This is a genomic window from Nonomuraea soli, from assembly GCF_013761175.1.
GTDB classification, from domain to species: domain Bacteria; phylum Actinomycetota; class Actinomycetes; order Streptosporangiales; family Streptosporangiaceae; genus Nonomuraea; species Nonomuraea soli.
The window spans coordinates 315,062-338,399 of sequence record NZ_JACDUR010000005.1 but is presented as its reverse complement, the minus strand read 5'-3'; the positions used below and the strand labels follow the sequence as shown (position 1 = coordinate 338,399).

23 protein-coding genes are annotated in these 23,338 nt (G+C 71.8%); 14 read left to right on the top strand and 9 right to left on the bottom strand.

The window, feature by feature from the left end; translation table 11 throughout:
- The first annotated feature begins 90 nt into the window (after window positions 1–90).
- From HNR30_RS25180 to HNR30_RS25155, 6 genes are all read left to right on the top strand, one after another.
- Complete coding sequence (locus HNR30_RS25180; RefSeq protein WP_181612494.1) at window positions 91–3,021, top strand: AfsR/SARP family transcriptional regulator; 2,931 nt, start codon at window positions 91–93, stop codon at window positions 3,019–3,021.
- 165 nt (window positions 3,022–3,186) lie between these two features.
- Window positions 3,187–4,167 carry a LacI family DNA-binding transcriptional regulator gene (locus HNR30_RS25175; protein WP_181612493.1) on the top strand — a complete coding sequence of 327 codons (981 nt, stop codon included), beginning with the start codon at window positions 3,187–3,189 and terminating at the stop codon, window positions 4,165–4,167.
- A 46-nt stretch (window positions 4,168–4,213) separates the two neighbouring features.
- Window positions 4,214–5,470: an ABC transporter substrate-binding protein gene (locus HNR30_RS25170; protein ID WP_220133977.1), complete on the top strand. Its 1,257-nt coding sequence runs from the start codon at window positions 4,214–4,216 to the stop codon at window positions 5,468–5,470.
- Window positions 5,467–6,315 (top strand): carbohydrate ABC transporter permease, encoded by an 849-nt coding sequence (locus tag HNR30_RS25165; RefSeq protein WP_181612492.1) that lies wholly within the window; start codon window positions 5,467–5,469, stop codon window positions 6,313–6,315. Before HNR30_RS25170 ends, HNR30_RS25165 begins: the two co-directional genes overlap by 4 nt.
- Window positions 6,315–7,121, top strand: coding sequence for a carbohydrate ABC transporter permease (locus HNR30_RS25160; RefSeq protein ID WP_181612491.1), 807 nt, complete (start codon window positions 6,315–6,317; stop codon window positions 7,119–7,121). Before HNR30_RS25165 ends, HNR30_RS25160 begins: the two co-directional genes overlap by 1 nt.
- 8 nt (window positions 7,122–7,129) lie before the next feature.
- Window positions 7,130–8,470: a sulfatase family protein gene (locus HNR30_RS25155; RefSeq protein ID WP_181612490.1), complete on the top strand. Its 1,341-nt coding sequence runs from the start codon at window positions 7,130–7,132 to the stop codon at window positions 8,468–8,470.
- Between the two features lie 5 nt (window positions 8,471–8,475).
- Here HNR30_RS25155 and HNR30_RS25150 read toward each other — a convergent pair whose 3' ends face one another.
- From HNR30_RS25150 to HNR30_RS25120, 7 genes are read right to left on the bottom strand one after another with little or no spacing between them, the layout of a single operon-like run.
- Window positions 8,476–8,829: a fluoride efflux transporter FluC gene (locus HNR30_RS25150; RefSeq protein ID WP_181612489.1), complete on the bottom strand. Its 354-nt coding sequence runs from the start codon at window positions 8,827–8,829 to the stop codon at window positions 8,476–8,478.
- The gene (locus HNR30_RS25145; RefSeq protein ID WP_181612488.1) at window positions 8,826–9,149 is read right to left on the bottom strand and encodes a fluoride efflux transporter FluC; all 324 of its coding nucleotides are present in this window, start codon (window positions 9,147–9,149) and stop codon (window positions 8,826–8,828) included. Before HNR30_RS25145 ends, HNR30_RS25150 begins: the two co-directional genes overlap by 4 nt.
- The gene (rodA, locus tag HNR30_RS25140) at window positions 9,128–10,219 is read right to left on the bottom strand and encodes a rod shape-determining protein RodA (protein ID WP_181612487.1); all 1,092 of its coding nucleotides are present in this window, start codon (window positions 10,217–10,219) and stop codon (window positions 9,128–9,130) included. The genes HNR30_RS25145 and rodA overlap by 22 nt, the downstream gene beginning before the upstream one ends.
- Window positions 10,216–12,033, bottom strand: a complete 1,818-nt coding sequence (locus HNR30_RS25135) for a penicillin-binding transpeptidase domain-containing protein (protein WP_181612486.1) — start codon at window positions 12,031–12,033, stop codon at window positions 10,216–10,218. The genes rodA and HNR30_RS25135 overlap by 4 nt, the downstream gene beginning before the upstream one ends.
- A complete protein-coding gene (locus tag HNR30_RS25130) occupies window positions 12,026–12,496 on the bottom strand; it encodes a rod shape-determining protein MreD (RefSeq protein ID WP_181612485.1) in 471 nt (156 codons plus the stop codon). Before HNR30_RS25130 ends, HNR30_RS25135 begins: the two co-directional genes overlap by 8 nt.
- Window positions 12,493–13,230 (bottom strand): rod shape-determining protein MreC, encoded by a 738-nt coding sequence (mreC, locus tag HNR30_RS48090; protein WP_181612484.1) that lies wholly within the window; start codon window positions 13,228–13,230, stop codon window positions 12,493–12,495. The genes HNR30_RS25130 and mreC overlap by 4 nt, the downstream gene beginning before the upstream one ends.
- On the bottom strand, window positions 13,227–14,468 hold the full coding sequence (locus HNR30_RS25120; protein WP_181612483.1) for a rod shape-determining protein: 1,242 nt from the start codon (window positions 14,466–14,468) through the stop codon (window positions 13,227–13,229). Before HNR30_RS25120 ends, mreC begins: the two co-directional genes overlap by 4 nt.
- 99 nt (window positions 14,469–14,567) lie before the next feature.
- Here HNR30_RS25120 and HNR30_RS25115 point away from each other — a divergent pair, with 99 nt between their 5' ends.
- The gene (locus tag HNR30_RS25115) at window positions 14,568–16,376 is read left to right on the top strand and encodes an ABC transporter ATP-binding protein (protein ID WP_181612482.1); all 1,809 of its coding nucleotides are present in this window, start codon (window positions 14,568–14,570) and stop codon (window positions 16,374–16,376) included.
- Here HNR30_RS25115 and HNR30_RS25110 read toward each other — a convergent pair.
- The gene (locus HNR30_RS25110; protein ID WP_181612481.1) at window positions 16,367–16,960 is read right to left on the bottom strand and encodes a TetR/AcrR family transcriptional regulator; all 594 of its coding nucleotides are present in this window, start codon (window positions 16,958–16,960) and stop codon (window positions 16,367–16,369) included. The two genes, HNR30_RS25115 and HNR30_RS25110, sit on opposite strands and share 10 nt — an antisense overlap.
- Window positions 16,960–18,330 carry an MFS transporter gene (locus HNR30_RS25105; RefSeq protein ID WP_181612480.1) on the bottom strand — a complete coding sequence of 457 codons (1,371 nt, stop codon included), beginning with the start codon at window positions 18,328–18,330 and terminating at the stop codon, window positions 16,960–16,962. The genes HNR30_RS25110 and HNR30_RS25105 overlap by 1 nt, the downstream gene beginning before the upstream one ends.
- Window positions 18,331–18,422: 92 nt before the next feature.
- Here HNR30_RS25105 and HNR30_RS25100 point away from each other — a divergent pair, with 92 nt between their 5' ends.
- From HNR30_RS25100 to HNR30_RS25070, 7 genes are all read left to right on the top strand, one after another.
- Window positions 18,423–18,743, top strand: coding sequence for a nucleotide pyrophosphohydrolase (locus HNR30_RS25100; RefSeq protein WP_181613044.1), 321 nt, complete (start codon window positions 18,423–18,425; stop codon window positions 18,741–18,743).
- On the top strand, window positions 18,740–19,885 hold the full coding sequence (locus HNR30_RS25095; RefSeq protein WP_181612479.1) for an alpha-hydroxy-acid oxidizing protein: 1,146 nt from the start codon (window positions 18,740–18,742) through the stop codon (window positions 19,883–19,885). The genes HNR30_RS25100 and HNR30_RS25095 overlap by 4 nt, the downstream gene beginning before the upstream one ends.
- Window position 19,886: 1 nt before the next feature.
- The gene (locus HNR30_RS48085; RefSeq protein WP_246379331.1) at window positions 19,887–20,828 is read left to right on the top strand and encodes an NUDIX hydrolase; all 942 of its coding nucleotides are present in this window, start codon (window positions 19,887–19,889) and stop codon (window positions 20,826–20,828) included.
- A complete protein-coding gene (locus HNR30_RS25085; protein ID WP_181612478.1) occupies window positions 20,821–21,519 on the top strand; it encodes a class I SAM-dependent methyltransferase in 699 nt (232 codons plus the stop codon). The genes HNR30_RS48085 and HNR30_RS25085 overlap by 8 nt, the downstream gene beginning before the upstream one ends.
- A gap of 72 nt (window positions 21,520–21,591) precedes the next feature.
- On the top strand, window positions 21,592–21,795 hold the full coding sequence (locus HNR30_RS25080) for a DUF5302 domain-containing protein (RefSeq protein ID WP_181612477.1): 204 nt from the start codon (window positions 21,592–21,594) through the stop codon (window positions 21,793–21,795).
- Window positions 21,796–22,065: 270 nt separating this feature from the next.
- The gene (locus tag HNR30_RS25075; RefSeq protein WP_246379163.1) at window positions 22,066–22,593 is read left to right on the top strand and encodes a PadR family transcriptional regulator; all 528 of its coding nucleotides are present in this window, start codon (window positions 22,066–22,068) and stop codon (window positions 22,591–22,593) included.
- Window positions 22,590–23,336: an ABC transporter ATP-binding protein gene (locus HNR30_RS25070; RefSeq protein WP_312894624.1), complete on the top strand. Its 747-nt coding sequence runs from the start codon at window positions 22,590–22,592 to the stop codon at window positions 23,334–23,336. Before HNR30_RS25075 ends, HNR30_RS25070 begins: the two co-directional genes overlap by 4 nt.
- Window positions 23,337–23,338: the final 2 nt, after the last annotated feature.

The following is a 23,338-nucleotide window of genomic DNA, read 5'->3' as shown; positions in this document are numbered from 1 at the left end:
CTCCTTTCTGGAAATCAGGATCACCAGAAGGCGCACAAGGATCGTCCAGAACCGATACAAAGGGCTGTCAGGTCCTCCAAGGGGGCACAGATGCTCACCTTCCACGTGCTCGGCCCGCTGGAAGTACGATCCGGCGGCCGGCCGGTCCGCGTCTCGGGCCGCAAGCCACGCATGCTGCTGGCCTCCCTGCTCCTCGACGCCGGCCACGTCGTCCCCGCCGACCGCCTCGTCGAGGCGCTCTGGCCCGACTGCCCGCCCCGCTCCGCCCACGCCAACATCCGCACCTACGTCAGCTCCCTGCGCCCCGTCATCGGCGCCATCCGCGCCGAGGGCAGCGGCTACGCCATCGACGTCCCCGACGGCGCCCTCGACCTCCAGGTCTTCGAGGACCTCGCCGCCCTCGGCGAGCCCGAGGCGGCCCTGGCTCTCTGGCGCGGCACCCCCCTCGCCGACCTGCCCGAATGCGCCGTCTGGTCGCGCCGCCTGGACCACCTCCAGGCCGTACGGCTCCGCGTGGCGGACGAGGTGATCACGCGTCTCATGGGGGCGGGGCGTCATGGGGAGGCGGCGGCGGAGGTACGGGTCCTGATCGGGGAGCACCCGTATCGGGAGGATCTGTGGCGGCGGCTCATGGTCGCCCTCCACGCGGCGGGGAGGAAGGCGGAGGCCCTGCGGGCGTTCCACGAGGTGCGCGAGCAGTTGGTGGGGGAGCTGGGGGTGGAGCCGGGGGCGGAGCTGCGGCGGTGCTACCAGGCGATCGTGGGGGAGGAGTCGCGTTCGGGTGACGCGGGTGACGCGGAGCGCGCGGCACGCCCGCTTCCCATCACCGGCGCCACCGACTCCGGCATAGGCGGACCGCGTCCCACCACCGGCTCCAACAGGCCTGGGCCGCTTCCCGTCCCCCTCGTCTCCCGCGAGCGGGCCGGCCTCGCCCCGGCCTTCCCCGAGCGAGCCCCCCTCTCCCTCCCCGCCCCCGCCTGGCCCGCGCCTCGCCAGCTTCCGCCCGACATCGCCGACTTCGTCGGGCGCGCGGCCGAGCTCGAAGCGCTCGCGCCGCCCCACCCCCTGACCGTCGTCTCCGGCCCACCAGGCGTCGGCAAGTCGGCCCTGGCCGTACGGCTGGCGCACCGCCTCAAGCACGCCTTCCCCGGCGGCCAGGTGCACCTCACGCTGGGCGAGAAGGAGCCGGAGGACCTGCTCGCCCAGGCGCTCAGGGCGCTGGGCCTCATCCCGGCGGGAGACCTGCACGAGCGCGCCGCCCTGCTACGGTCGCAGCTCGCCGAGCGGCCCGTGCTCCTGCTCCTCGACGACGCCCGGGACGCCGCTCAGGTCGAGCCGCTGCTGCCCGGCAACGGCACCGTCGTGATCGTCACCAGCCGTCAGCGGATCACCACCCTCCCCGGCGCGCGCCTCCTGCACCTGGGACCGCTGCCGGAGCCGGACGCGGTGGAACTGCTTGGCCGCATCGTCGGCGACGAGTACCTGCACCCCAGCGACACCCCGCCGCACGCGGAGGCAGCGCGGGCCGAGACGGCGGCGCGGGCGGTGGTTGCGGCGTGCGGGCGATTACCGCTGGCGATCCGTGACGCCGGTGCGCGCCTGCTGGCCCGCCCCGGGTGGACGCTGGAGATGCTCGCCCAGCGCCTCGACGATCACCCGCTGACCGAGCTGAGGCAGGTCCGCGCGGTCCTCGGCCAGACCTACCGCCGCCTCCCCGAGGAGATCGCGCGGCCCTTCGCCACCCTGAGCCTGCTCGGCGACCGCCCGCTGCCCGGCTGGCTGCTCGCCACCCTGCTCGCGCCCGATCACCGGTCCGACCAGCGGTCCGACCAGCGCGTCGATCACCGGGAAGTCCACCGGGAAGTCCACCGCGAAGTCCACCGCGAAGACCACCGTGCCGATCACCTGGCCGACCTGCTCGTCGACGCCGGTCTCCTCGACCCCGCCGGTGCCGACCCCCTCGGGCACCCCCGCTACCGCCTCCCCGACCTGGTGCGCCGACACGCCGCCACGCTCCCGCCCGACCGCCTCACCATCGCCCGCGTGATCTCCGGCTGGACCGCCGCCACCCAGAGCGCCACCGCCCGCCTCCCCACGACGGTCTTCACCCTCACCCCCGCCGCCACCCCCGCCTGGAGGCTGCCCGGCGCGATGCTGGGCAGGCTGACCGCCGATCCGGTGGCCTGGTTCGAGGCGGAGCGCGAGACGCTGGCCGAGACGGTGCGGCTGGCGGCCGCGGCGGGGCCGCCGGGCTCGGCGTGGGCGCTGGCCGCCGCGCTGGTGCCGTACTACGACCTGCGCTGCCATCTGCGCTGCTGGCACGACAGTCACGCGGTGGCGCTGGATGCGGCGCGGGCGGCCGGAGATCTGTACGGCGAGGCGGCGATGTTGCGCGGGCTCGGCCAGGTGAGCCTCTACCAGGACAGGTACGACGAGGCGGAGGGCCGGTTCGCCGAGGCGCGACGGATCTTCCAGGAGGTGGGGGACCGGCGGGCCGAGGCCATCTCCATCTGCGGCCTGGGCGCGGTCAGCCAGTTCCGGGGGCGCCCGGCGCTCGCGCTGGGGCATTTCGGCAGCGCTCTGGGGATGTTCCTGTCGCTCGGCGATCTGGGCGCGGAGGCTTACGCGCGGCAGGCGATCGGGCGGGTCTGGCTCGGCTCAGGTGACCTCGATCAGGCGTCGGCCTGGCTGGGGCAGGCCATGCGCCTGGCGCGGGAGCTGGGGGACCCGCATCGGGAGGGCTGCGTCTCGATCCAGGCGGGCCGCCTGCACGAGTTGCGTGCCGAGCCGGATCAGGCGATGACGTTGCAGTCGCGGGCTTTGGACCTGTTCGACGGGCTGGGTGACCGGCACTGCGGCGCCTACGCGCTGCAGGGACTGGCCGGGCTGCATGCCGCGCGCGGGGAGTGGGCGGTGGCGTCGGCGCGGCTGGAGCGGGCTCGGGCGATCTTCAAGGAGCTGGGGGACCGCAGCGGCGCGGCGGCGTCGACGGAGCTTCTGGGCCGGTTGCCTCGCGGCTGAACCTGGCGCCAGGTGAGTCTGGACAAGCCGCTGATGATGTTAAACGATTAGATATGGCGTCGACCTGCTGTTGGACAGCGGCGCGAGCGTCAGGATTCAGTACCAGCTCGGAGGCGAAATGATTCCCAACTTTGCAGGTAGGTTTAAGTATGTTATTCGTATAGCATGAGACCAACGGCCAAGCATGTCGCCGAGCGCGCCGGTGTCTCGGTCGCCACGGTGTCGTACGTCCTGAGCGGCCGGGACCGCCCGGTGGCCGCCGAGACCCGCAAGCGGGTCCTCGACGCGGCCAAGGAGCTGGGCTACACCCCCAACCAGGCCGCCAGGAGCCTGCGCAAGCAGCGCACCCAGCGGGTCTGCCTGCTCCAGCCCACCGCGGGCGGCGTGCCGACCGAGGACCGGCTGGCCAGGGACCTGCACGAGATGGCCGACAGCCACGGCTACTCCGTGCTCACCCTGGCCGTCTACTCCCGCGAGCGCGCCGAGGCGGCGGTCGAGCTGCTGCGCAGCGGCATCGCCGATGGCGTCCTGGTCAACGGCGGCGAGCACCTGACCGGCGAGATGCTGGCCGGGATCCGCCTGCCGATGGTCGTGATGCGCGACGGCGACGTGCCGGAAGGGTGCGACGTGGTGCGCACGCCCGAGGAGGAGCCCTGCGAGCAGGCCGTCAGGCACCTCGTGGCGCAGGGCCGAAGCAAGATCGTCTATCTGTCGCACCGCTACGAGCTCTACCGGGAGCAGCCCACCGGCCGCATGCTCGGCTATCTCAAGGCGCTGGCCGGCCGCGAACCCACCGTGGTCGCCGGGGCCGAGGACCGCGTGGCGGCCTACCAGGCCACCGCGGAGCTGCTGTCGGGTCCCGACCGGCCCGACGCGATCTTCGCGGCCTCCGACCGGGCTGCCATCAGCGCGATCTGGGCGGTCAGGGACGCGGGCCTGCGCGTGCCGTACGACGTGGCGGTCGTCGGCGTCGGCAACATCGACGAGGGTCTCATCGCCAAGCCGCAGCTCAGCACCGTCGGCCCGCTGCGTCACGACTACAGCGACGTGGCGCGGCTGCTGTTCGACCGGCTGCTGGCCGAGCGGCCACCGCCTCCCCGGCAGATCGTCCGTTCCTGGACCTTCATCCAGCGCGGTTCGTCCTAGGACGACCTTCACCGAGCGCGGATCCCTCAGACGTCAAGGAGCCCCCATGACCCTCTCCCGCCGTGAAATGCTCCAGCTCCTCGGAGCCTCGGCCGTCCTGACCGCCTGCGCCGGGGCGCCTCCCGCCGCCTCGCAGGGCCAGGGCCCGGGCACGTTCACCGTCTACTGGAACGCCGGCCACGACTACCAGGCCTACCGCAAGGTGATCGCCGAGTTCGAGGCCGCGCACAAGGTCACGGTCAACTTCCAGAAGTATCAGTGGCCCGACCTGCGCACCCGCCTGCTGGCCGACTTCGCCTCGGGCACCGTGCCCGACCTGGTGGAGGAGCCGGGCGGCTGGGTGCAGGAGTTCGCGATCAGTGGCAACGCCCGCTCGCTGCAGGACTTCGTCGACAAGGACGGCGCCGCGATGGGCTTCCCCGCCGACTGGCGCGAGGCCACGGTCAGCCGCAACTCCTACAACGGCCAGGTGTACGGCGTGCAGCTGCACTTCACGGCGACCCTCCTCGTCTACAACAAGCAGATGCTCGCCGAGGCCGGCGTCGAGCCGCCCACCACGTGGCAGGAGTTCCTCGACGCGGCCAGGAAGCTGACCAAGGACGGCGTCTACGGCACGGCGCTCAACCAGGACCACGGCTACGTGAACCCGTGGCTGATGCAGAACGGCGTACGCGTCTACGACCCGGCCACCAAGGAGGTGCTCACCCCGGTCGACCAGGCGGTCGAGGCGATGCGGTTCCAGGCCGACCTCGTGCACAAGCACAAGGTCGCCCCTGTCCCGGTCTCCAGCACCGACTACTCGGGCCCGCAGAAGCTCTTCTCCGCCAAACGCGCCGCGATGATCATCACGGGACCGTGGGACCTGGGCCCGATCCGGCAGACCAGCCCCGACATCGAGATCGGCGTCGCCGCGCCGCTGACCGGCAAGGAGCTGGCCACCAATGCCGCGGGCGTCAGCCTCTTCGTGCCGTCGAAGGCCGCCAGGCCCGAGTTGTCGTGGGACTTCATCAAGCGTGTCACCGCCCTGGAGGTCGAGCAGGCCGCCACCAAGGAGGTGGGCATGCTCATGCCGCGCAAGTCGTGGGCCGAGCTGCCCGAGGTGAAGAACGACCCGATCACCAAGGCGTTCAGCGAGGCGCTGGCGGTGGCGCGGGACTCCACCGAGGAGATCCGGCTGACGGGGCAGAGCGGCAGGTACGACGAGGCGCTGAAGGTGATGTACCAGTCGGTCGTCATCCAGAACGAGCCCGCCGACCAGGCCGTCGCCAAGCTCCGCGAAACGGCCGCCGGGTTCCTGAAGTGAGCCTCTCGGCGAGGTACGCGAGGACGGCCTACCTCTTCCTCCTGCCCGCGCTCGTCTTCTTCACCGCCTTCTTCTACGTCCCGATCGCCAACGTCATCGCCACCAGCCTGCACACCGGCCCCCAGGCCGACGTCTTCGCGGGCCTGTCGAACTACGCCGACGCCCTGGCCGATCCGTCCGTGCGCCACTCCTTCCTGGTGACGCTCGGCTTCTCGGGCGGCGTGGTCGCCGGGTCGCTGGTGTTCGGCCTGCTCCTGGCGCTGGTGCTGGACCAGCCCCTGAAGGGCCGCGTCACCTTCCGCGCCATGCTGCTGGTGCCGTACCTGACCTCGGTCGCCATCGTCGGCCTGCTGTGGCGCAACATCCTCGACCCGCAGCTCGGCATCCTCAACCGGCTCGGCCTGGACCAGCAGTGGCTCAACGAGCATCCGCTGGCCACGATCGTCGGCGTCACGCTGTGGCAGACGGTCGGCTACACGATGGTGCTGTTCCTGGCGGGCCTGCAGGGCATCCCGGAGACCTACCAGGAGGCGGCCAGGATCGACGGCGCGAGCGCGTGGCAGCGGTTCTGGCGGATCACGCTGCCGCTGCTCGCGCCGACGACGCTGTTCGTCAGCGTGATGGCGGTGATCTCGGGCCTGCAGGCCTTCGGCCAGGCCTACATCATCACCAACGGCGGTCCGGGCGACGCCACCGACCTGTCGGTCTTCCACATCTACGCCACCGCCTTCAAGACGCGCGACTTCGGCTACTCCTCGGCGCAGTCGGTGCTGCTCCTGGTGGTGATCGTGCTGTTCACGCTGATGCAGCTGCGGGCGGGCAAGCGCGGGGAGGTGACCTACTGATGGTGCGCGTCGCCCTCTACACGCTGCTCGGCGTGATGTCGGTGGTCATGGTCGCCCCGCTGGTCTACATGGTGTCGCTGTCGCTGCAGACCGAGGCGGAGACGTTGTCGGCGCAGGCGGTGCTCTGGCCGGAGAACCCGCAGTGGGGCAACTACGCGGAGCTGTTCGTCAAGGCGCCCTTCGGCGACTTCATCGTCAACAGCTTCGTGGTGGCGGGCGGGATCACCCTGGCACACCTGCTGTTCGACCCGCTGGTCGGCTACGTGTTCGCCAAGTTCCGCTTCCCGCTGCGCAACACGTTGTTCGTGGCGCTGCTGGCCACGCTGATGGTGCCGTTCTTCGTGCGGATGATCCCGCTCTACGTGCTGATGGCGCAGCTCGGCTGGCTGAACACCTTCCAGGGGCTGATCACCCCGTTCCTGATGGACGCCTTCGGCATCTTCCTGATGCGCCAGTTCATCCAGCCGATCCCCGACGACCTGATCAGCGCGGCGCGGGTGGACGGCGCCTCGGAGTTCACGATCTACCGGAAGATCATCCTGCCGCAGACGAAGCCCGCGCTGGCCGTCCTGGGCCTGTTCACGTTCGTCTTCCAGTGGAACGAGTTCCTCTGGCCGCTGGTGGCCACCACCACGCCGGAGATGCGCACCATCCCGGTCGGCCTGACCCTGTTCAACCAGGAGTACTTCACCCTCTGGCATCTCACCGCCGCCGGTTCGGTGATCCTTTTCGTCCCGACTGCCATCCTGTTCCTGGTCAGCCAGCGCTACTTCGTGCGCGGCATCACCCTGACCGGCCTTCGCTAGGAGAACGTTTGTCACCCAACGTCATCGTGCTGCTCACCGACCAGCAACGGTGGGACACCGTCGGCCCGGAGTTCACCCCGACGCTCGACCGCATGGCCAGGTACGGCACGCAGGCCACGGTCGCGCTCACCCCGCAGCCGGTCTGCGCCCCGGCCAGGGCGGCTCTGCAGACCGGTCGTTACCCCACGACGACAGGGGTCTACCGCAACGACCGCGTGCTCCCGGAGTCCGAGCGCACCCTGGCCCACCACTTCGACCGCGCGGGCTACGCGACCGGGTACATCGGCAAGTGGCACCTGGCCTCCCAGGAGCCGGTGCCGCCTGAGGAGCGGGGCGGCTACCAGTCGTGGCTGGGCGCCAACATCCTGGAGTTCACCTCCGACGCCTACCGCACGGTCATGTTCGACGAGTCGGGCGAGCCGGTCATGCTGCCGGGCTACCGTTCCGACGCGCTGGTCGACGCGGCCATCCGGTTCGTCGCCGACCACCACGACGAGCCGTTCTTCCTGTTCCTCTCCTTCCTGGAGCCGCACCACCAGAACGAGCTCGACAACTACCCGGCGCCCGACGGCTACGAGGAGCGGTACCAGGGGCGCTGGCTCCCGCCCGACCTGGCCGCGCTCGGCGGCACCGCCGCGCAGCACCTGGGCGGCTACCTGGGGCAGATCAAGCGCCTCGACGAGGGGCTGGGCAGGCTCCTCGACGCGCTGAGGAGCATGGACCTGCTCGACGACACGATCGTCGCCTACACCGCCGACCACGGCAGCCATTTCAAGACCCGCAACGGGGAGTACAAACGGTCCTGCCATGACGCCTCGCTCAGGGTGCCGCTGGTGCTGCGCGGTCCCGGCTTCGACGGCGGGGGCGCGATCACCCGGCCGGTCAGCACCATCGACCTGCCGCCCACCCTGCTCCAGGCGGCCGGGGTGGAGGTGCCGCAGGAGATGCAGGGCACGCCGCTTCGTTCTCCGCAGGCGCCGGACGAGGTGTTCTTCCAGGTCAGCGAGTCAGAGGTGGGGCGCGGCATCCGCACGTCGCGGTGGAAGTACTACGTGGTCGCCGACGAGGCGGACGCCTGGGACGACCCGTCGGCCGACAGCTACCGCGAGCAGGCGCTCTACGACCTCGACAGCGACCCGCACGAGCTGGTGAACCTGGCCGGGATGGCCTCGCACGCAGCCGTGGCGGCCGAGCTGCGCGGCAGGTTGCTGCGCCGGATGGTCCAGGCGGGGGAGGCGGAGCCGCGCATCCTCGCCGCGCCGTGGGCGCAGGGCCGCCAGTCGAGCGACACGACGGCGAGGGCGACGCCCCTGACCCCCAAACGGTTCGGCCACCAGCGCCCGAGCTGAAGGACTCACCAGCTCCCTAGCTGAAGGCCGCCCCACGCCGCTGCCAGGCCGAGGGCGACGCTGCCCAGTGCGTACAGCGTCGCCCGGCCGCCCTGCCTGCCCTGCGCCAGCCGTACGGTCTCGTGGCCGAACGTCGAGTAGGTGGTCAGCGCCCCGCACAACCCGCTGCCCAGCGCCGCCATGACCGGCGTCGGCGCGGGCAGCCCCACCAGGAATCCCAGCAACCCGGAGCCCACCACGTTGACCAGCAGCGTCCCGAAGGGAAAGGAGCCCGAGTAGCGAGCCCTGACCGCCTGGTCGGCCAGATAGCGCAGCGGCGCGCCCACCGCGGCCCCCACGATCACGAGCAGGACGTTCACCGCCGCGCCCCCAGCACCAGGCCGCCCTGGACGGCCAACAGCGCGCACACCAGCGTGGCCGCCAGGTACAGCCACTGCCCGCCGCGCAGCACGTCGACGGTGTAGGCCGAGAACGTGGTGAACCCTCCGAGCACCCCCGTGGCCAGGAACAGCCGGGGCAGCTCACGCGGCAGCCGCGCCATGACGACCCCGATGAGGAAGCAGCCCACGACGTTGATCGCGAAGGTCGTCCAGATGCCCGGCACCAGCGACCCCAGGCCGTAGCGGCCGAGCGCGCCGATCACACCGCCCGCGGAGATCACCGCAAGTCTCTTGCCCATGCGGAAGCTCTACCACGGCGGACCGCCTCCAGCAGACCCACCGCGACGAGGCACGCGACGGTCGAGGAGCCGCCGTAGGAGACGAGCGGCAGCGGCACCCCGATGATCGGCAGCAGCCCCAGCGTCATTCCGACGTTGACGAAGCTCTGCGCCGCCAGCCAGCAGACCACCCCTCCCGCCACGACCCTCCCGTACGGCGAGCCGCTGCGCGCGGCGATGCCCACGCCCCGCCACAGCAGCACGCCGAGCAGGACCACGATCGCCGCGCCCCCGGCGAAGCCGAGCTCCTCGCCCGCCACCGTGAAGATGAAGTCGGTGTGCTGCTCGGGAACGAAGTGCCCGGCCGTCTGCTCCCCGTTGAACAGCCCCTTGCCCGCCAGCCCTCCGGAGCCGATGGCGATGCGGGCCTGGGCGGCGTTGTAGCCGATGCCGGAGGCGTAGGAGGCCGGGTCGGCCAGCACCATCAGCCGCTCCACGTGGTGCGGCCTGACCAGCCCGGCCTGCCAGGCGGCCACGACCGTCGCGGCGGCGCCGAAGGCCAGGACGGCCAGCCAGCGCAGCCGCGCGCCGGAGACGAGGATGACCCCGGCCAGGATCGCGCAGAAGACGATGAGCGTACCCGGGTCGGGCTGCAGCACGATGAGCGCCATCGGGATCGCCGCCAGTGCCAGCGCGGTCAGCACCGCGCCGAAGCCGGGGCGGCGTTCGCCTTCGCGCAGTTCGCCCAGGGGCATCGCCAGCGCCAGCACCAGGGCGAGCTTGGCGAATTCGGCGGGCTGGAACTGCACGCCCGGGGCGAGCACGATCCACGAGTGCTGGCCGTTGACCCGCACGCCGAGCGGGGTGAGCACCCCGACCAGCGAGCCGACGGCGATCGCGTAGCCGAGCGGCACGTAGGCGCGCAGAACCCGCAGGTCCAGCCGGGAGACCAGCCACATCAGCGCCAGGCCGATCCCGACCGCGACCGCCTGCCGGACCAGCAGCGACTGGTCGGGCTGGGTGCGGGTGGCCGACCAGACGAGCAGGAGTCCGGTGCCGGACAGGGCGACCGCGAGCCCGGGAACGATCATGACAGGATGCCCTCCCAGATCTCCCTGGCCGCGGGCGCCGCCACCTCGGCTCCTCTGCCGCCCTCCGAGACGACCACCACGACGGTGTAGCCGGGATCGGGGGCGAAGGAGGCGAACCACGAGGTGTCCTGCCTGCCGTACGCCTCGGCCGTGCCGGTCTTGCCCGCCACGGCGGCCCGGTCGAACGGGAAGCCCTCGAAGGCACCCGAGGCGGTGCCGGTACGCGGGACGTCGGCGAGGGCGGCGCGGATGAAGGCGAGCGTCGGGGCCGAGGCGGGCAGCCTGCCGGTCACCGGAGGGGTGATCGTCCGCGCCACCTCGCCGTCCGGGCGGAGCACCCTGAGGCCGACGCGCGGGCTGAAGAGCGTGCCGCCGTTGGCCACGGCCGCGTAGGCCCTGGCGAGCTGGAGCGGGGTCACCAGCACGTCGCCCTGACCGATCGAGAGGTTGGCCGCGTCGCCCGCCTGCCAGGCGCCGCCGGAGCTGCAGTTGTCCTTGGCCAGCCGCGTGAGGTAGGCGGCGCGGGCGGAGTCCTTCTCCTCCGGGTAGCCGCTCTCGGCACGCTTGCAGCTGGCGGCTCCGGTGGCGGCCTTCCAGCGGCGGTCGGGGACCAGCCCCGCCCCCTCGCCCGGCAGGTCGACGCCGGTCGCCGTGCCGAACGCGAAGCCCTTCGCCGCCCGCTCCAGCGCCTGGTCACCCTTGCGCCACAGCTCGTCGGCGAGCCGGTAGAAGATCGTGTCGCACGACTTCACCAGCGCGCCGTGCATCGTCAGCTCGCCCAGGTCGGCGGAGGCGAAGTTGCGGAAGGCCCGGTTGCCGACGGTGTAGGAGCTCGGGCAGTCGTAGGCGGCCTCCAGCCGGTATCCGGCCGCGGCCGCTCCCGCCACCGAGACGACCTTCCACGTCGAGCCGGGCGCCCACTGGCCCTGCAGGGCGCTGGAGTGCAGCGGCAGGCCGCGGTACTCGGCGGCGCTGACGCCGTCGGTCCACACGCCGGGGTCGTAGGTGGGCTGCGAGGCCAGCGCCACCACACGGCCGGTCGCCGACTCCAGCACCACGGCCGCGCCCTTGCCGCCCGGCCGTGACACCGCCCCGGCCAGCGCCCGCTCGGCGATCCCCTGGACGCGCGCGTCGATGCTGGTGACCAGGGTGTCGCCGGGCGCGGGCGCCCGCTCCTCGACCGTGCGCACGACCTTGCCGGTGTTGTCGACGGCGACGTTCCGCGATCCGGGACGCCCGGCCAGCTCCCGGTCGTAGGCGGACTCCAGCCCGGCCTGGCCGTGCTCGCCCTGCAGGTAGCCGAGCGTGTGCGCGGCCCCGGAGCCGAGCGGGTACCAGCGCACCGGGCGCAGCTCGACGCTCACGCCGGGAAAGTCGCGCGGGTGCTCGGCGATGCGCAGGGCCCGCGCCACCTCGACCTGCTCGGCGACGGGGATGGGCGAGTACGGCGAGCCCGGCCAGCACGGCTGGGCCACCTCGGGACCGCACAGCCGGGTCTTGGCCTCCAGTTCCCCGTACGGCACGCGCAGCAGCCCAGCGAGCCTGGTCAGGACGGCTCTCCCGCCGCCGGGCTGCAGGCCCAGCGTGACGTGGTCGACCGTGACGACGGGCCTGCTGCGGTTGGCCACCAGGGGCCGCAGGTGCACGTCGAGGATCTGGCCGCGGGTGGCGGGCACGGGGACCGTCCTGGTGCGGGTGTCGGCGGCGGCCTTGGTATAGGTGCCGCCCTCGACCACCTGCAGCAACCAGAGCCTGCCCAGCAGGGTGACCATGAGCGCGGCGATCAGCACCCGGAGAACGCGGAGCCTAACCACGACGGGTCCGTGACGTCTGCGCTCGCCGGGTCAGTGACAGCAGCAGGGCGAGCGGCAGCGTCCAGGCCAGGTTCACCGCCAGCGCGGCCAGCCCGCCGGAGACCCAGTCGGCCGGTTGACGCCAGGCGAGCGAGACCAGCTCGCGGGCGAGCAGCGCCGCGGGCACGACCACCGCCACCACGATCACCTTGCGCCCGGGCCGCGGCTCCCTGGCCATCGACAGGCGGGCGCACAGGTATCCGGTCAGGCACAGGATCGCCGCCGTCGGCCCGACCACCTCGGCCGCGGGCGGCACCAGGTCGGCCAGCAGCCCGGCGGCGAACCCGAACACGGCCGCCCTGGGCGGGCTCAGCCCGATGGCCAGCCACGCGGTGACCAGCACCGCCAGGTCGGGTCCGCCGAACCGGTTGACCACCGTGACCTGGAGGAGGGGGACGACGATCACGAGGAGGGCGTACCTCATGGGCGGCCGCCCGCCGGAGCGATCACCGTCAGCAGGCCGGGCGCGGTCAGGCCGGCCAGGGGTTCCACCAGCGCGATCCTGGTCGGGGCACCAGGGGTGTCCTCGACGCTGAGCACCCTGCCCACCGGCACGCCGGGCTCCCAGGGGCGGCGACCGGCCGAGCCGAGGGTCTCCACCAGGTCTCCCGCGCGGAGCGGCGCGTGGGCGTTGAGCAGGCGCATGCGCAGCAGCCGCCGTCCCGGCACACCGGAGACGACCCCGGAGGCGACGCCGATCTCGCGGGAGCCGGTCATGCGGACGCCGAAGGAGGTGGCGTCGTCCGTCAGCAGGGTCACGGTGGCGGTCGCCGGGCCGGACCAGGTGACGCGGCCGAACAGGCCGTGGCGGTCGACCACGGTCACGTCGGTCGGCAGGCCGCCCGCGTCGATGGTGACCGTCCTGCCGCCGTCGCCGAACCCGACGACATGCGTGCCGACTCCGGCGCTCTTGCCTGCCCCGCTCCCGGTGCTGCCGCCGGCGCCGTCCTGGGCCGCCTGGCGCAGCGCCAGCACCTCGGCGCGCAGCCTGGCGTTCTCCTCCTCCACCGGCCGCAGGTCGCCGGGCACGCGCACGAGGCTCTCCGCCGTGCCGTACACCGCCGACACCGCCTCGCGCAGCGGCGTCACGCGGTCGAGCACGGCGACCGCCCCCGCGGCCAGGACCAGCCCGGCCACGAGGACCACCGGCCGCCTCACCGCCGTGCTTCTGGCAGCAGGACACCCTGCATCGCGGCGAAGCGCTCGATGCAGCGCCCCGCTCCGAGAGCGACGGAGTACAGCGGCTTGTCGACCAGGTGCACCGGCATGCCCGTCTCCAGCCGCATCCGCCCGGCCAGGCCCCTGAGCAGGGCTCCGCCGCCGGTCAGCGTGATGCCGTTGTCGATCAGGTCGCCCGCCAGCTCGGCCGGGCACTGGTCCAGCGTCGTCTGCACCGCGTCGATGATCGACTGGACCGGTTCCTCGACCGCCTCCCTGATGTTCGCGGTGGTCAGCACGACCGTCTTGGGCAGCCCGCTCACCAGATCGCGCCCGCGCACCTCGAGCTCCTCCGGAGGCGGAGGCTCCTGCCGTTCCTGCTGAGCGGGCTCCGGAGGACGGGGACGCAACCTGGCCCAGATGCCCCCCTTCCCCGGCACCTGGGGCTCGCCCACCACCTCGCTGTCGGCCGGGGCCTCCACCGCCGCCTCGCTCACCCGGTGCCGCCCGCGCGGCTCCAGCTCCAGCTCGGCGAGGCTGCCCTCCTTGCGGCGCAGGTGGTCGCGCGCCTCGGCCTTGCTCGGCCAGACCGAGCCCAGCACGATCTTCACCCGCTCCGCCGTACGCTCGCCGAGCAGCATCGCGTGCTCTTTCTTGGCGTAGGTGATGATCGCCTCGTCGAGCTCGTCGCCGCCCACCCGCAGCGACTTGGCCACGACGGAGCCGCTCATCGAGACGATCGCGACCTCGGTGGTGCCGCCGCCGATGTCGACGACCATGTTGCCGGTGGGCTCCCCGATCCGCAGGCCGCAGCCGATGGCCGCGGCCATCGGCTCCTCGATCAGGTGCACCCGCCTGGCGCCCGCGTCGTAGGCGGCCTCCTTGACCGCCCGCTGCTCGATGCCGGTGGTGCCGCTCGGCACCGCGACCACCACGCGGGGCTTGGCCAGGTACCTGTTCCTGTGGGTCTTCTGGATGAAGTAGCGCAGCATGCGCTCGGCCGCGTCGAGGTCGGCGATGACGCCGTCCTTGAGCGGGCGGATGACCGAGATGTGCGGAGGGGTCCTGCCCTCCATCTTCTTGGCGGCCTTGCCGACCGCGACGATCTTGTCTATCCGGAGGTCTATCGCGACCACCGAGGGCTCGTTCAGGACGATGCCCTTGCGCCGTAGGTAGACCAGTGTGTTCGCCGTGCCCAGATCGACCGCCAGATCGCGGCCAAGTAACCCGAATCCCATCGCCGACCAGCCTTTCGACGGTGTCGGCGGCGGGTGTGCCCGTCACATTTCCCATGAAACTCGTAGCTTTGGTGACGAACTTGTACCACCCTCTCAGGCATGGCGGAAAAGCCCTTAACCATTGAGGACCTCATCAAGTCCGACGAGGAGCCGAAGGACTGGCGCCAGTTCCCCAGGCTCATGAGGGCCTCCTTCCGCCTGGTGTGGCGGGCGGCGCGGCGGGAGTTCGTCCTCACCACCACCCTGCAGATCTTCAGCGGCGTGGCGATGGCGGGCCAGCTGCTCATCGGCAGGGAGCTGCTGACGGCGCTGTTCGCCGAGGGCGCCACGCTGGCGAGCCTGGCGCCGTGGGTGGCCGCGGCCCTGGCACTCGCCACGCTGATGCGGTTCGCCGCCTTCGCCGAGCAGGAGCAGAGCACCATCCTCAGGGAGCTGGTCCAGCAGCACGCCCAGGGAAGGATCATCGACGTCACCGCCAGGATCGCGCTGGAGGAGTTCGAGTCGGCCGAGTTCTTCAACCGGCTCAGGCGCGCCACCATGGGCTCAGGCATGCGGACCATGCAGCTCGTCCAGGGAATCGTCATGCTGGCCAGGTCCTCCGCCGCGGCCGTCGGCTCGCTCGTCGTGCTGGTCCTGCTGCAGCCGCTGCTCCTGCCGCTGTTGGCGCTGACCGCGCTGCCGCTGTGGCTGGTGACCAAGCGCAACAGCCGCGCGAGCTTCAGGTTCTTCGTCGGCGCGACCCCGCTCGACCGTGCCCGTGACTACATCGTGGGCCTGTTCACCGAGCGCGACTCGGCCAAGGAGGTGCGGGCCTTCACCCTGGCGCCCTACCTTCGTGCCCGCTACGAGGAGCTCGGCGAGCGGCGCATCGAGGAACTGCGCAAGACCACCAGGGCCATGATGAAGCGCTCCATGGCGGGCTCGGCGGCCTCGGCGGTGCTCGCGGTGGCCACCTTCGGGGCGCTGGCGTGGATGTTCCTGACAGGACGGCTCGACCTGGCCTCGGCGGGCATCGCCGCGGCGGCGCTGATGCAGCTCACCGCGACGGTCGGCTCGGTCGGCGTGGGGGTGGCGCAGCTGTACGAGGCCGCGCTGTTCGTGCGCGACTACGACGACTTCCTCAAGCTGGGGGAGGGGCACCAGGTCCGCGACGACGGGCGGGTGCTCCCGCCGTTCGAGCAGATCAGGGCCGAGGGCGTCGCCTTCTCCTACCCAGGCTCCGCCGTACCCGCTCTCAAAGGCGTGGACCTCACCCTCAGGGCGGGCGACGTCATCGCGCTGGTGGGGGAGAACGGCTCGGGCAAGACCACCCTGGCCAAGCTGCTGGCCCACCTCTACCGGCCGACCGACGGCAAGATCACCTGGGACGGGGCCGACACGGCGCAGAGCCCCCAGCACGAGCAGATCACCCTGATCTTCCAGGACTTCATGCAGTATCAGCTCACCGCCCGCGAGAACATCGGCCTCAGCCGCGCCGACGACCTCGACGCCGTACGGCAGGCGGCCCGCGAGGCCGACGCCGACACCTTCCTGTCCGGCCTGCAGGACGGCTACGAGACGATCCTGGGCAAGGAGTTCCTCGGCGGCACCGACCTGTCGATCGGCCAGTGGCAGCGCGTCGCCCTGGCCAGGGCCTTCTTCCGCAAGGCGCCCTTCATCGTGCTCGACGAGCCGACCGCCGCACTGGACGCCCGTGCCGAGCACGAGCTCTTCCAGCGCATCCGCGAGCTGTTCCGCGGCAGGACCGTCCTGCTCATCTCGCACCGCTTCTCCACGGTGCGCTCCGCCGACCACATCTACGTGCTGCACCAGGGCGAGATCGTCGAGCACGGCGACCACGACGACCTGATGGCCCAGCACGGCCGCTACGCCGAACTGTTCACCCTTCAGGCCGCCAGCTACACCTGACCGAGGCGGCGGATCAGCGTGAGCGCCGCCTCGATGACCTCCTCGGCCTGCTCCCGCGTCTCGCACAGCGCCACCTCGCGCCCCGCCTCGCCGATGGCGCTGGTGAGCATGGCCACCTTGAGCCGGTCGGCGGGGCTGTCGCCCGCCCGCAGGAGCAGCGAGTTGCGCCGCAGCCAGTCACGGCCGCGGGTGCGCCGCAGCTGCTCGAAGCCGGCCGGGCCGCCGCCGTCGGTGAAGAGCCTGATCAGGTCGCGCCGCTCCCAGCAGCCCTGGAGGTAGGCGTGGGTGCCGACGGCGAACAGGTCGAGCGGCTCGCTCACGCCCTCGGCCTTGGCCGCGGAGACGGCGGAGGCCGAACCCTCCTCGTAGGCGCTCTGGTGTTCGTCCCAGAGCGCCAGGAAGAGCTCGGCCTTGTTGCCGAAATGGTGGTAGAGGCTGCCCACACTGCACCCCGCGCGCGAGACCACCTCCGCGATGCCGGCGTCGGCGAAGCCGTACGCCGTGAACACCTCGCGGGCGGCGACCAGCATGCTCTGGCGCGTCCGTGCGGAGCGGCTCCACTCCCAGGACCCTGTGCGGGGCATTAGTGAATCGTAGCCTCGCGGGCCTCATCCAGGACGCGGTTGTGGTCACGGTCGAAGAACCCTCGGGCCATCAGGCACAGCAGGCCGCCGAGAACCATCGGGATGATCAGCAGGTACATGCCGGTGTGCAGGCTGCTGGTCGCGTCGGAGATGGCCCCGACCGCCAGCGGGCCGAAGGCCGAGCCTGCCGCCAGGAAGAGCTGCAGCACGGCGAAGGCCAGGCCTCGCGAGGAGGAGCCGACGACGTCGGCCAGGGAGGCGGTCATGTTCGGGATGGCCAGCGCCGAAAGCGTCATCGCCAGCAGCAGCAGGCCGATGAAGGCGCCGTAGCTGCCGACCATGAACGCCAGGCCCTGCACGATCGAGCCGAGGGTGATGCCGATGCCTCCGATGAGCAGGCGGGCGCCCTTCATGCGGCCGTGCATGCGCTTGCCCAGCCACGCCCCGACGAGGGTGCCGACCACGACGCCCACGATGCTCAGCAGCCCGGCCAGCGACGAGGCGGTCTTCAGCTCGACCTGGAAGGTGCGGTACATCAGCGACGGCAGCCAGAAGTGGATGCCGGACAGGCCCAGGGTGAGCAGGCCGAGGCCGAGGCTGACGACGCTGAGGGTGGGGATGCGCAGCATGGCGCCGAACTGCTTGCCGAACTTGACCTTGCTGCTCAGGCGCTCGCCGATGCCCTCGACCTGGCGCGGCTCCGAGGTGGCGGGAACCGGCATCGGCTCGTCGCCGCCCTGGGCGACGACCTTGTCGAGGAAGCCGCGCGCAGGCTCCTTCAGCCACCACACCAGCAGCGCGGTGAGCACGCCGGGGATGGCCATGACCATGAACGTCTCGCGCCAGCCGATGAAGGAGGCCATGACGCCGCCGAGCGCGGTGCCCAGTCCGCCCAGATAGGTGGTGATACGGACGAATCCGTAGGCCTTCGGGCGGTTGGCCGGCGGGTAGTAGTCGGCCAGCAGGCTGCCGGAGGCCGGGTTGTCGATGTTCTCGGCCGTGGCGAGCAGCACGCGCATGAGGAAGAAGATGCCGAAGCCGGTGGCCAGGCCGGATCCGAGCGTCGTCAGGCCCCAGAGGAAGACGACGATCGCGATGATCCTCGTGCGGTTGTAGCGGTCGGCCAGCCATCCGGCGGGCAGTGCCACGAGCGCCGCGGCGATCGCGGCGGCGGTCGGGATGGCGCCCGCCGCGGTGTCGCTGAGGCCGAACTCCTCCTGGATGAGCGGCAGCATGCCGGTCATCAGCGAGGCTTCCACCCGGTCGACGAGACCGACGATGAACAGGACTACGAGGGGAGCCCATCCGTAGGGCGCCAGGTCTTTCGCGCTGATCCCCCGGCTCGGCGGTGCCCCCATGGTGACAGCCATGCTCTACTCCCTTGTGCGACCAGAACCTAGTTCTAAAATTTGGTTCTAGTTTTCAGAGAGTGCCATAAATCACACCCGTCGCACTAGGTTCGATTTCTGTGAATGAGCTGACCGCCCGCATCCGAGCCTTCGCCGACGCCCGTGACTGGGGCGTCTACCACACACCCAAGAACCTCGCGATGGCCCTGGCAGGAGAGGTCGGCGAGCTGCTGGCCGAGTTGCAGTGGCTCACGCCGGAGGAAGCCGGCGCCGTCATGGAGGACCAGGAGGCGGCCGACCGCATCCGCGGCGAGCTCGCCGACGTCACGATCTACCTGGTACGGCTCGCCGACGTCCTGGGAGTGGACCTCGTCGAGACCTCCCACGCTAAGCTCGACCAGAACGAACTTCGGTTTCCGCGGAGCGTGCGATGAACTTCAGCGACCAGCAGCTCGGCATCTACCTGGGCGGCAAGGCTCCCGAGATCACCACCGACCTGGCCGGGCTGGAAGAGCACGCCCGCCAGGTGCTCTCGCCCGAGGCGCTCGGCTACATCGTGCCCAGCGCCGGCAGCGGCGCCACCGCCCGCGCCAACCGGGCCGCCTTCGACCGCTACCGCATCGTGCCCCGCATGCTGCGCGGCGTCGCCCGCGAACGCGACCTGTCATGCGAGATCCTCGGCACCCGCATGCCCGCCCCGCTCATGGTCGCGCCCATGGGCGTGCAGAAGCTCGCCCACCCCGAAGGCGAACTGGCCACCGTCCGCGCCGCCGCCGCCCTCGGCGTGCCGTACGTGCACTCCACCGCCGCCACGCACTCCTTCGAGGAGGTCGCGCAGGCCGGCGGTGACGCGCCCCGCTGGTACCAGCTCTACTGGCCCACCTCCGAGCAGGTCTGCCTCAGCTTCCTGGCCCGCGCCAAGGCCGCCGGCTTCTCCGCGCTCGTCCTCACCCTCGACACCGGCTTGCTCGGCTGGCGGCCCGCCGACCTCGACCGGGCCTTCCTGCCGTTCCTCAACGGCGTGGGCCTGGCCAACTACCTCACCGACCCGAACTTCGAAGGCGTCGACAACCCGGTCCTGCACTGGGCGCAGATGTTCCCCAACCCCGGGCTGAGCTGGGACGACCTGCCGTTCCTGCGCCGCCACTGGGACGGGCCCATCGTGCTCAAGGGCATCGTCTCGCGCGAAGACGCCGTGCTGGCGGCGGAGTACGGCATGGACGGCGTCATCGTCTCCAACCACGGCGGACGCCAGGTCGACGGCGGCATCGCCGCCCTCGACGCCCTGCCAGGCATCGCCGACCTCGTCGGCGACCGGCTCACCGTGCTCTTCGACTCCGGCGTGCGCAACGGCGCCGACGCGGTCAAGGCCCTGGCCCTCGGCGCCCGCGCCGTCCTCATCGGCCGGCCCGTCCTGTACGGCCTGGCCCTCGGCGGACAGGCTGGCGTCGACCACGTGCTGCGATGCCTGCTCGGCGAACTCGACATCACGCTGGCGCTGTCCGGCCACTCCGACGCCCACGATCTGCGCGGACTTGTGTCGGTGGCGTCCTCTACCGTTGGGCCCCGTGACTGACATGGGTGTGCCTGGCTCACTGGCCAGGGTTCTCGACGACGTCAAAGCCGAACGCGCCGCACAGGACGCCCTCTTCGGCCCCCAGGAGGAACTACCCGACGGCACCGGCCCCTCCTGGACGCCCCTGGCCGACGAGGCCAAGGCCCTCGTCGCCGAGGCGGCCTCCGCCGGGATGCTGACCCGGCGCCACATCCTTCACGAGGAGGTGCTCGAGGCCTTCGCCGAGACCTCACCCACCTCGCTCCGCAACGAGCTCGTCCAGGTCGCGGCGGTCGCGGTCAAGTGGGTGCAGCTGCTCGACAAACGCACGTCCCGCGCCACCGCACCCGAACCACTGCCCGCCGCCCACGACCCGGCGTCCGCTCGCGGGCATGGGGACGACGCCGTGCCCGAACTGCGGCGCATGGGCCACGACGCCGCGCCCGCACGTCATCGCGCCCGCGTCTCCGTCCACGCCCTGCTGCTCCGCGACGCCCGCGTCCTGTTGGGCCGCCGCGCCGGCACCGGCTTCGCCGACGGCATGTGGCACCTGCCCTCCGGCCACGTCGAGGCGGGCGAGGACGCCGTCACGACGCTGGTCCGCGAGATCCGCGAGGAACTCGGGGTGGATGTCGCTCCGGCCGACCTGCGGTTCGCCCACGTCATGCACATGGCCGACGACTGGGTCCACCTGTTCTTCGCGGCCGAGCAGTGGGTGGGGGAGCCCGTCGTGGCCGAGCCCGACAAGTGCTCGGAGCTGGCCTGGTGGGAGGTCTCCGCCCTGCCGCCCGACACGGTGACCTACGCCGCCTCGGCCGTACGGCAGGCAGCGGAGCATCGTGCCTTCAGCACCTTCGGCTGGCCCACCGCCGCCCCCACCGACGCCTCTACGGACGTGCCCGCCGCTGTCTCCCTCTCAGCCCCCGCCCCTGCCCCTGCCTCTGGGCGGTCCGGCCATGCTTGACTACGACCGTGAGGCGGCCCGATACGACGCGACCCGTGGCGGGCTGCCCCGTGCTGTGGTTGCGGCCGATGCGGTCCGGTCCCTGGTCGCTCCCGGGGCGGTGCTGCTCGACGTGGCGTGTGGCACCGGGCTGGTCCGTGGCGAGCTGGTCCGCCACGGCCTGCGCGTGTTCGGCGTCGACGCCTCGCCCGGCATGGCGGGCGTGGCGCGGGGGCGCATCCCCGTGGCCGTCGGCGAGGCCGCCCGGCTGCCGCTGCCCGACGCGTCGGTCGACGCCGTCAGCGTCATCTGGCTGCTCCACCTCCTCAACGACGCCCGGCCCGTCATCGCCGAATGTGCCCGCGTGCTGCGCCCCGGCGGGATGTTCCTGACGACCGTCGACAAGGCCCGCTGCTTCGACGACGACCTGGAGCCGTTGCTCGCACCCTTCCGTGAGCCCACCGCCACCGACGACGCCGCGCTCGTCACCGCCGAGGCGGCCCGCCACGGCCTGGTCTCCTCCGGCGAGGCGCGCTTCGTCGGCCACGGACAGGCGCGTTCGCCCGCCGGGCTGGCGGCGAGCCTGCGCAAGGGAGGCTGGCGCTTCTCGCCGCCCGCCTCGCTCTACTCCGCCATCGCCGATCTGCCTGGCCAGGACGTGCCGCGCACCGATCCGGTCTACAGGATTCTGGCGTTCGCCCTGCGCGGATGAGCCCTGTCCCGATGTCGCACCGCATGGGCACTCGTGGGAAACTTTGGGTGTCCCCTACACCAGGAGGTCCTCATGACTGATTCACCGGCGGAGCCCGAGACGACTCAGGAAGCGCCAGAGGATGAGATGAAGCGCAAGTTCCGCGAGGCGCTGGAGGCCAAGCGCAGCCAGCACGCCAGCGCGGAGGCCGGTGGCAGGGGCAAGGACCCGTCGAAGATCCACGGGGCTCACGGGCCTGCCGCCAACAAGCGCTCGTTCCGGCGCAAGAGCGGCTGACGCCAGACACCAGGAGGGGGTGCGGTTTCCTTGACCGCGCCCCCTCTTCTGCGTTCCGCGCCTTCTGCGATCGCTTCTTCTGGGCCACGCGTCGCGCCCACATTCCGTCGCTTCTGGGCCACGCGTCGCCGCCCACGGTCCGCGTCTGCGGGGTTCCGCACCTCCCCGTTCCCCGCTCCCGGTTCCCCGTTTTCCGCGTTTCGCGCGCGTTCGGCCTTCGCGAGGTATAACGGTTAGACGTAGGGGCTAACGGTTATACAGGAGGGCCCGTTGCAGCAAGAAGTGGTGCTCGCGATGCTGGCCAAGGAGCCGGCACACGGCTACCAGCTGCGTGCGCGGCTGCGCGATGCCCTCGGCCCGCTCGGCGACGCGATGAACGCCGGCCACATCTACGTCACGCTGACCCGCCTGGAGAAGGCCGGCCTGGTGGCGGTCGAGCGGCTGGCCGACACGGCCGACCGCTCCGACCGGAAGGTGTACTCCCTGACCCCCGAGGGCCAGCAGCGGGTCGCCGACTGGATCGCCGAGGTGAGCTGGCCCCGGCCCGATCTGGCCGAGTTCCATCTCAAGCTCGTCGCCGCGGCGGCCGCCCGCCTGGCCGACCCGATCACCATCGTCGACACCCAGCGCCGCGAGCTGCTGCGCCGGTTGCGCGACGCCCAGCGTGCCGCGATGGCGGAGCCGCCGGGCTCCGACGCGGGCCTGCTGCTCGAGGGCATCGTGCTCCGCCTGCAGGCGGACCTGCGCTGGCTCGAGGCCTGCGAGACGAACTGGACCAGCAGAAGGAGTGCATCGTGAACGACGCCGTCGACATTCCCGTGCTCCGTGCCCGCCGACTGAGGCGCGAGTACGGCACGGGCGAAGGACTGGTGCGTGCCGTCGACGACGTCGACCTCGACGTGGGCGCGGGGGAGACCGTCGCGGTGATGGGCCCGAGCGGGTGCGGCAAGTCGACGCTGCTCCACCTGCTGGGCGGCCTCGACCGGCCCTCGGGCGGCGAGGTGTGGCTCAACGGCGGCCGCGTCGACGGCATCGGCGAGAAGTCGCTGGCCCGCCTGCGCAGGACGGACATCGGTTTCGTCTTCCAGGCCTTCCACCTCATGGAGGAGCTCACCGCCGTCGAGAACGTCGAGCTGCCCGCGCTGCTGGCGGGGCGCTCGCCGCGGGCGGCCAGGCGCCGGGCGGAGCGGCTGCTGGAGCGGGTCGGGCTCGCCGACCGGGCACGTTTCCTGCCGTCGGCGCTGTCCGGCGGCCAGCGGCAGCGGGTCGCGGTCGCGCGTGCCCTGGTCAACGAGCCGTCGCTGGTGCTCGCCGACGAGCCGACAGGCAACCTGGACAGCGCCGCCACCCTGGAGGTGCTGCAGCTGTTCGACAGCCTGCACGGGGCGGGGCACACGATGGTCATCGTCACGCACGACGCGCGGATCGCCGCGACCGCCGACCGGCTGATCACGATGCGCGACGGGGTGTTCGTCGACGAGACCAGGCTCACCGGCGGCACCTCGGGCCGGCTCGGCGCCTTCGCCGGGCTGGAGGACTGACG

Coding starts and splice junctions, on each gene's coding strand:
- HNR30_RS25115 (WP_181612482.1), top strand. CDS start 14,568: ATGGCGGAAAAGCCCTTAACCATTGAGGACCTCATCAAGTCCGACGAG.
- HNR30_RS25120 (WP_181612483.1), bottom strand. CDS start 14,468: ATGGGATTCGGGTTACTTGGCCGCGATCTGGCGGTCGATCTGGGCACG.
- rodA (WP_181612487.1), bottom strand. CDS start 10,219: ATGATCGTTCCCGGGCTCGCGGTCGCCCTGTCCGGCACCGGACTCCTG.
- HNR30_RS25145 (WP_181612488.1), bottom strand. CDS start 9,149: ATGGGCAAGAGACTTGCGGTGATCTCCGCGGGCGGTGTGATCGGCGCG.
- HNR30_RS25175 (WP_181612493.1), top strand. CDS start 3,187: ATGAGACCAACGGCCAAGCATGTCGCCGAGCGCGCCGGTGTCTCGGTC.
- HNR30_RS25105 (WP_181612480.1), bottom strand. CDS start 18,330: ATGGCTGTCACCATGGGGGCACCGCCGAGCCGGGGGATCAGCGCGAAA.
- HNR30_RS25095 (WP_181612479.1), top strand. CDS start 18,740: ATGAACTTCAGCGACCAGCAGCTCGGCATCTACCTGGGCGGCAAGGCT.
- HNR30_RS25130 (WP_181612485.1), bottom strand. CDS start 12,496: ATGAGGTACGCCCTCCTCGTGATCGTCGTCCCCCTCCTCCAGGTCACG.
- HNR30_RS48085 (WP_246379331.1), top strand. CDS start 19,887: ATGGGTGTGCCTGGCTCACTGGCCAGGGTTCTCGACGACGTCAAAGCC.
- HNR30_RS25110 (WP_181612481.1), bottom strand. CDS start 16,960: ATGCCCCGCACAGGGTCCTGGGAGTGGAGCCGCTCCGCACGGACGCGC.
- HNR30_RS25080 (WP_181612477.1), top strand. CDS start 21,592: ATGACTGATTCACCGGCGGAGCCCGAGACGACTCAGGAAGCGCCAGAG.
- HNR30_RS25160 (WP_181612491.1), top strand. CDS start 6,315: ATGGTGCGCGTCGCCCTCTACACGCTGCTCGGCGTGATGTCGGTGGTC.
- HNR30_RS25180 (WP_181612494.1), top strand. CDS start 91: ATGCTCACCTTCCACGTGCTCGGCCCGCTGGAAGTACGATCCGGCGGC.
- HNR30_RS25085 (WP_181612478.1), top strand. CDS start 20,821: ATGCTTGACTACGACCGTGAGGCGGCCCGATACGACGCGACCCGTGGC.
- HNR30_RS25170 (WP_220133977.1), top strand. CDS start 4,214: ATGACCCTCTCCCGCCGTGAAATGCTCCAGCTCCTCGGAGCCTCGGCC.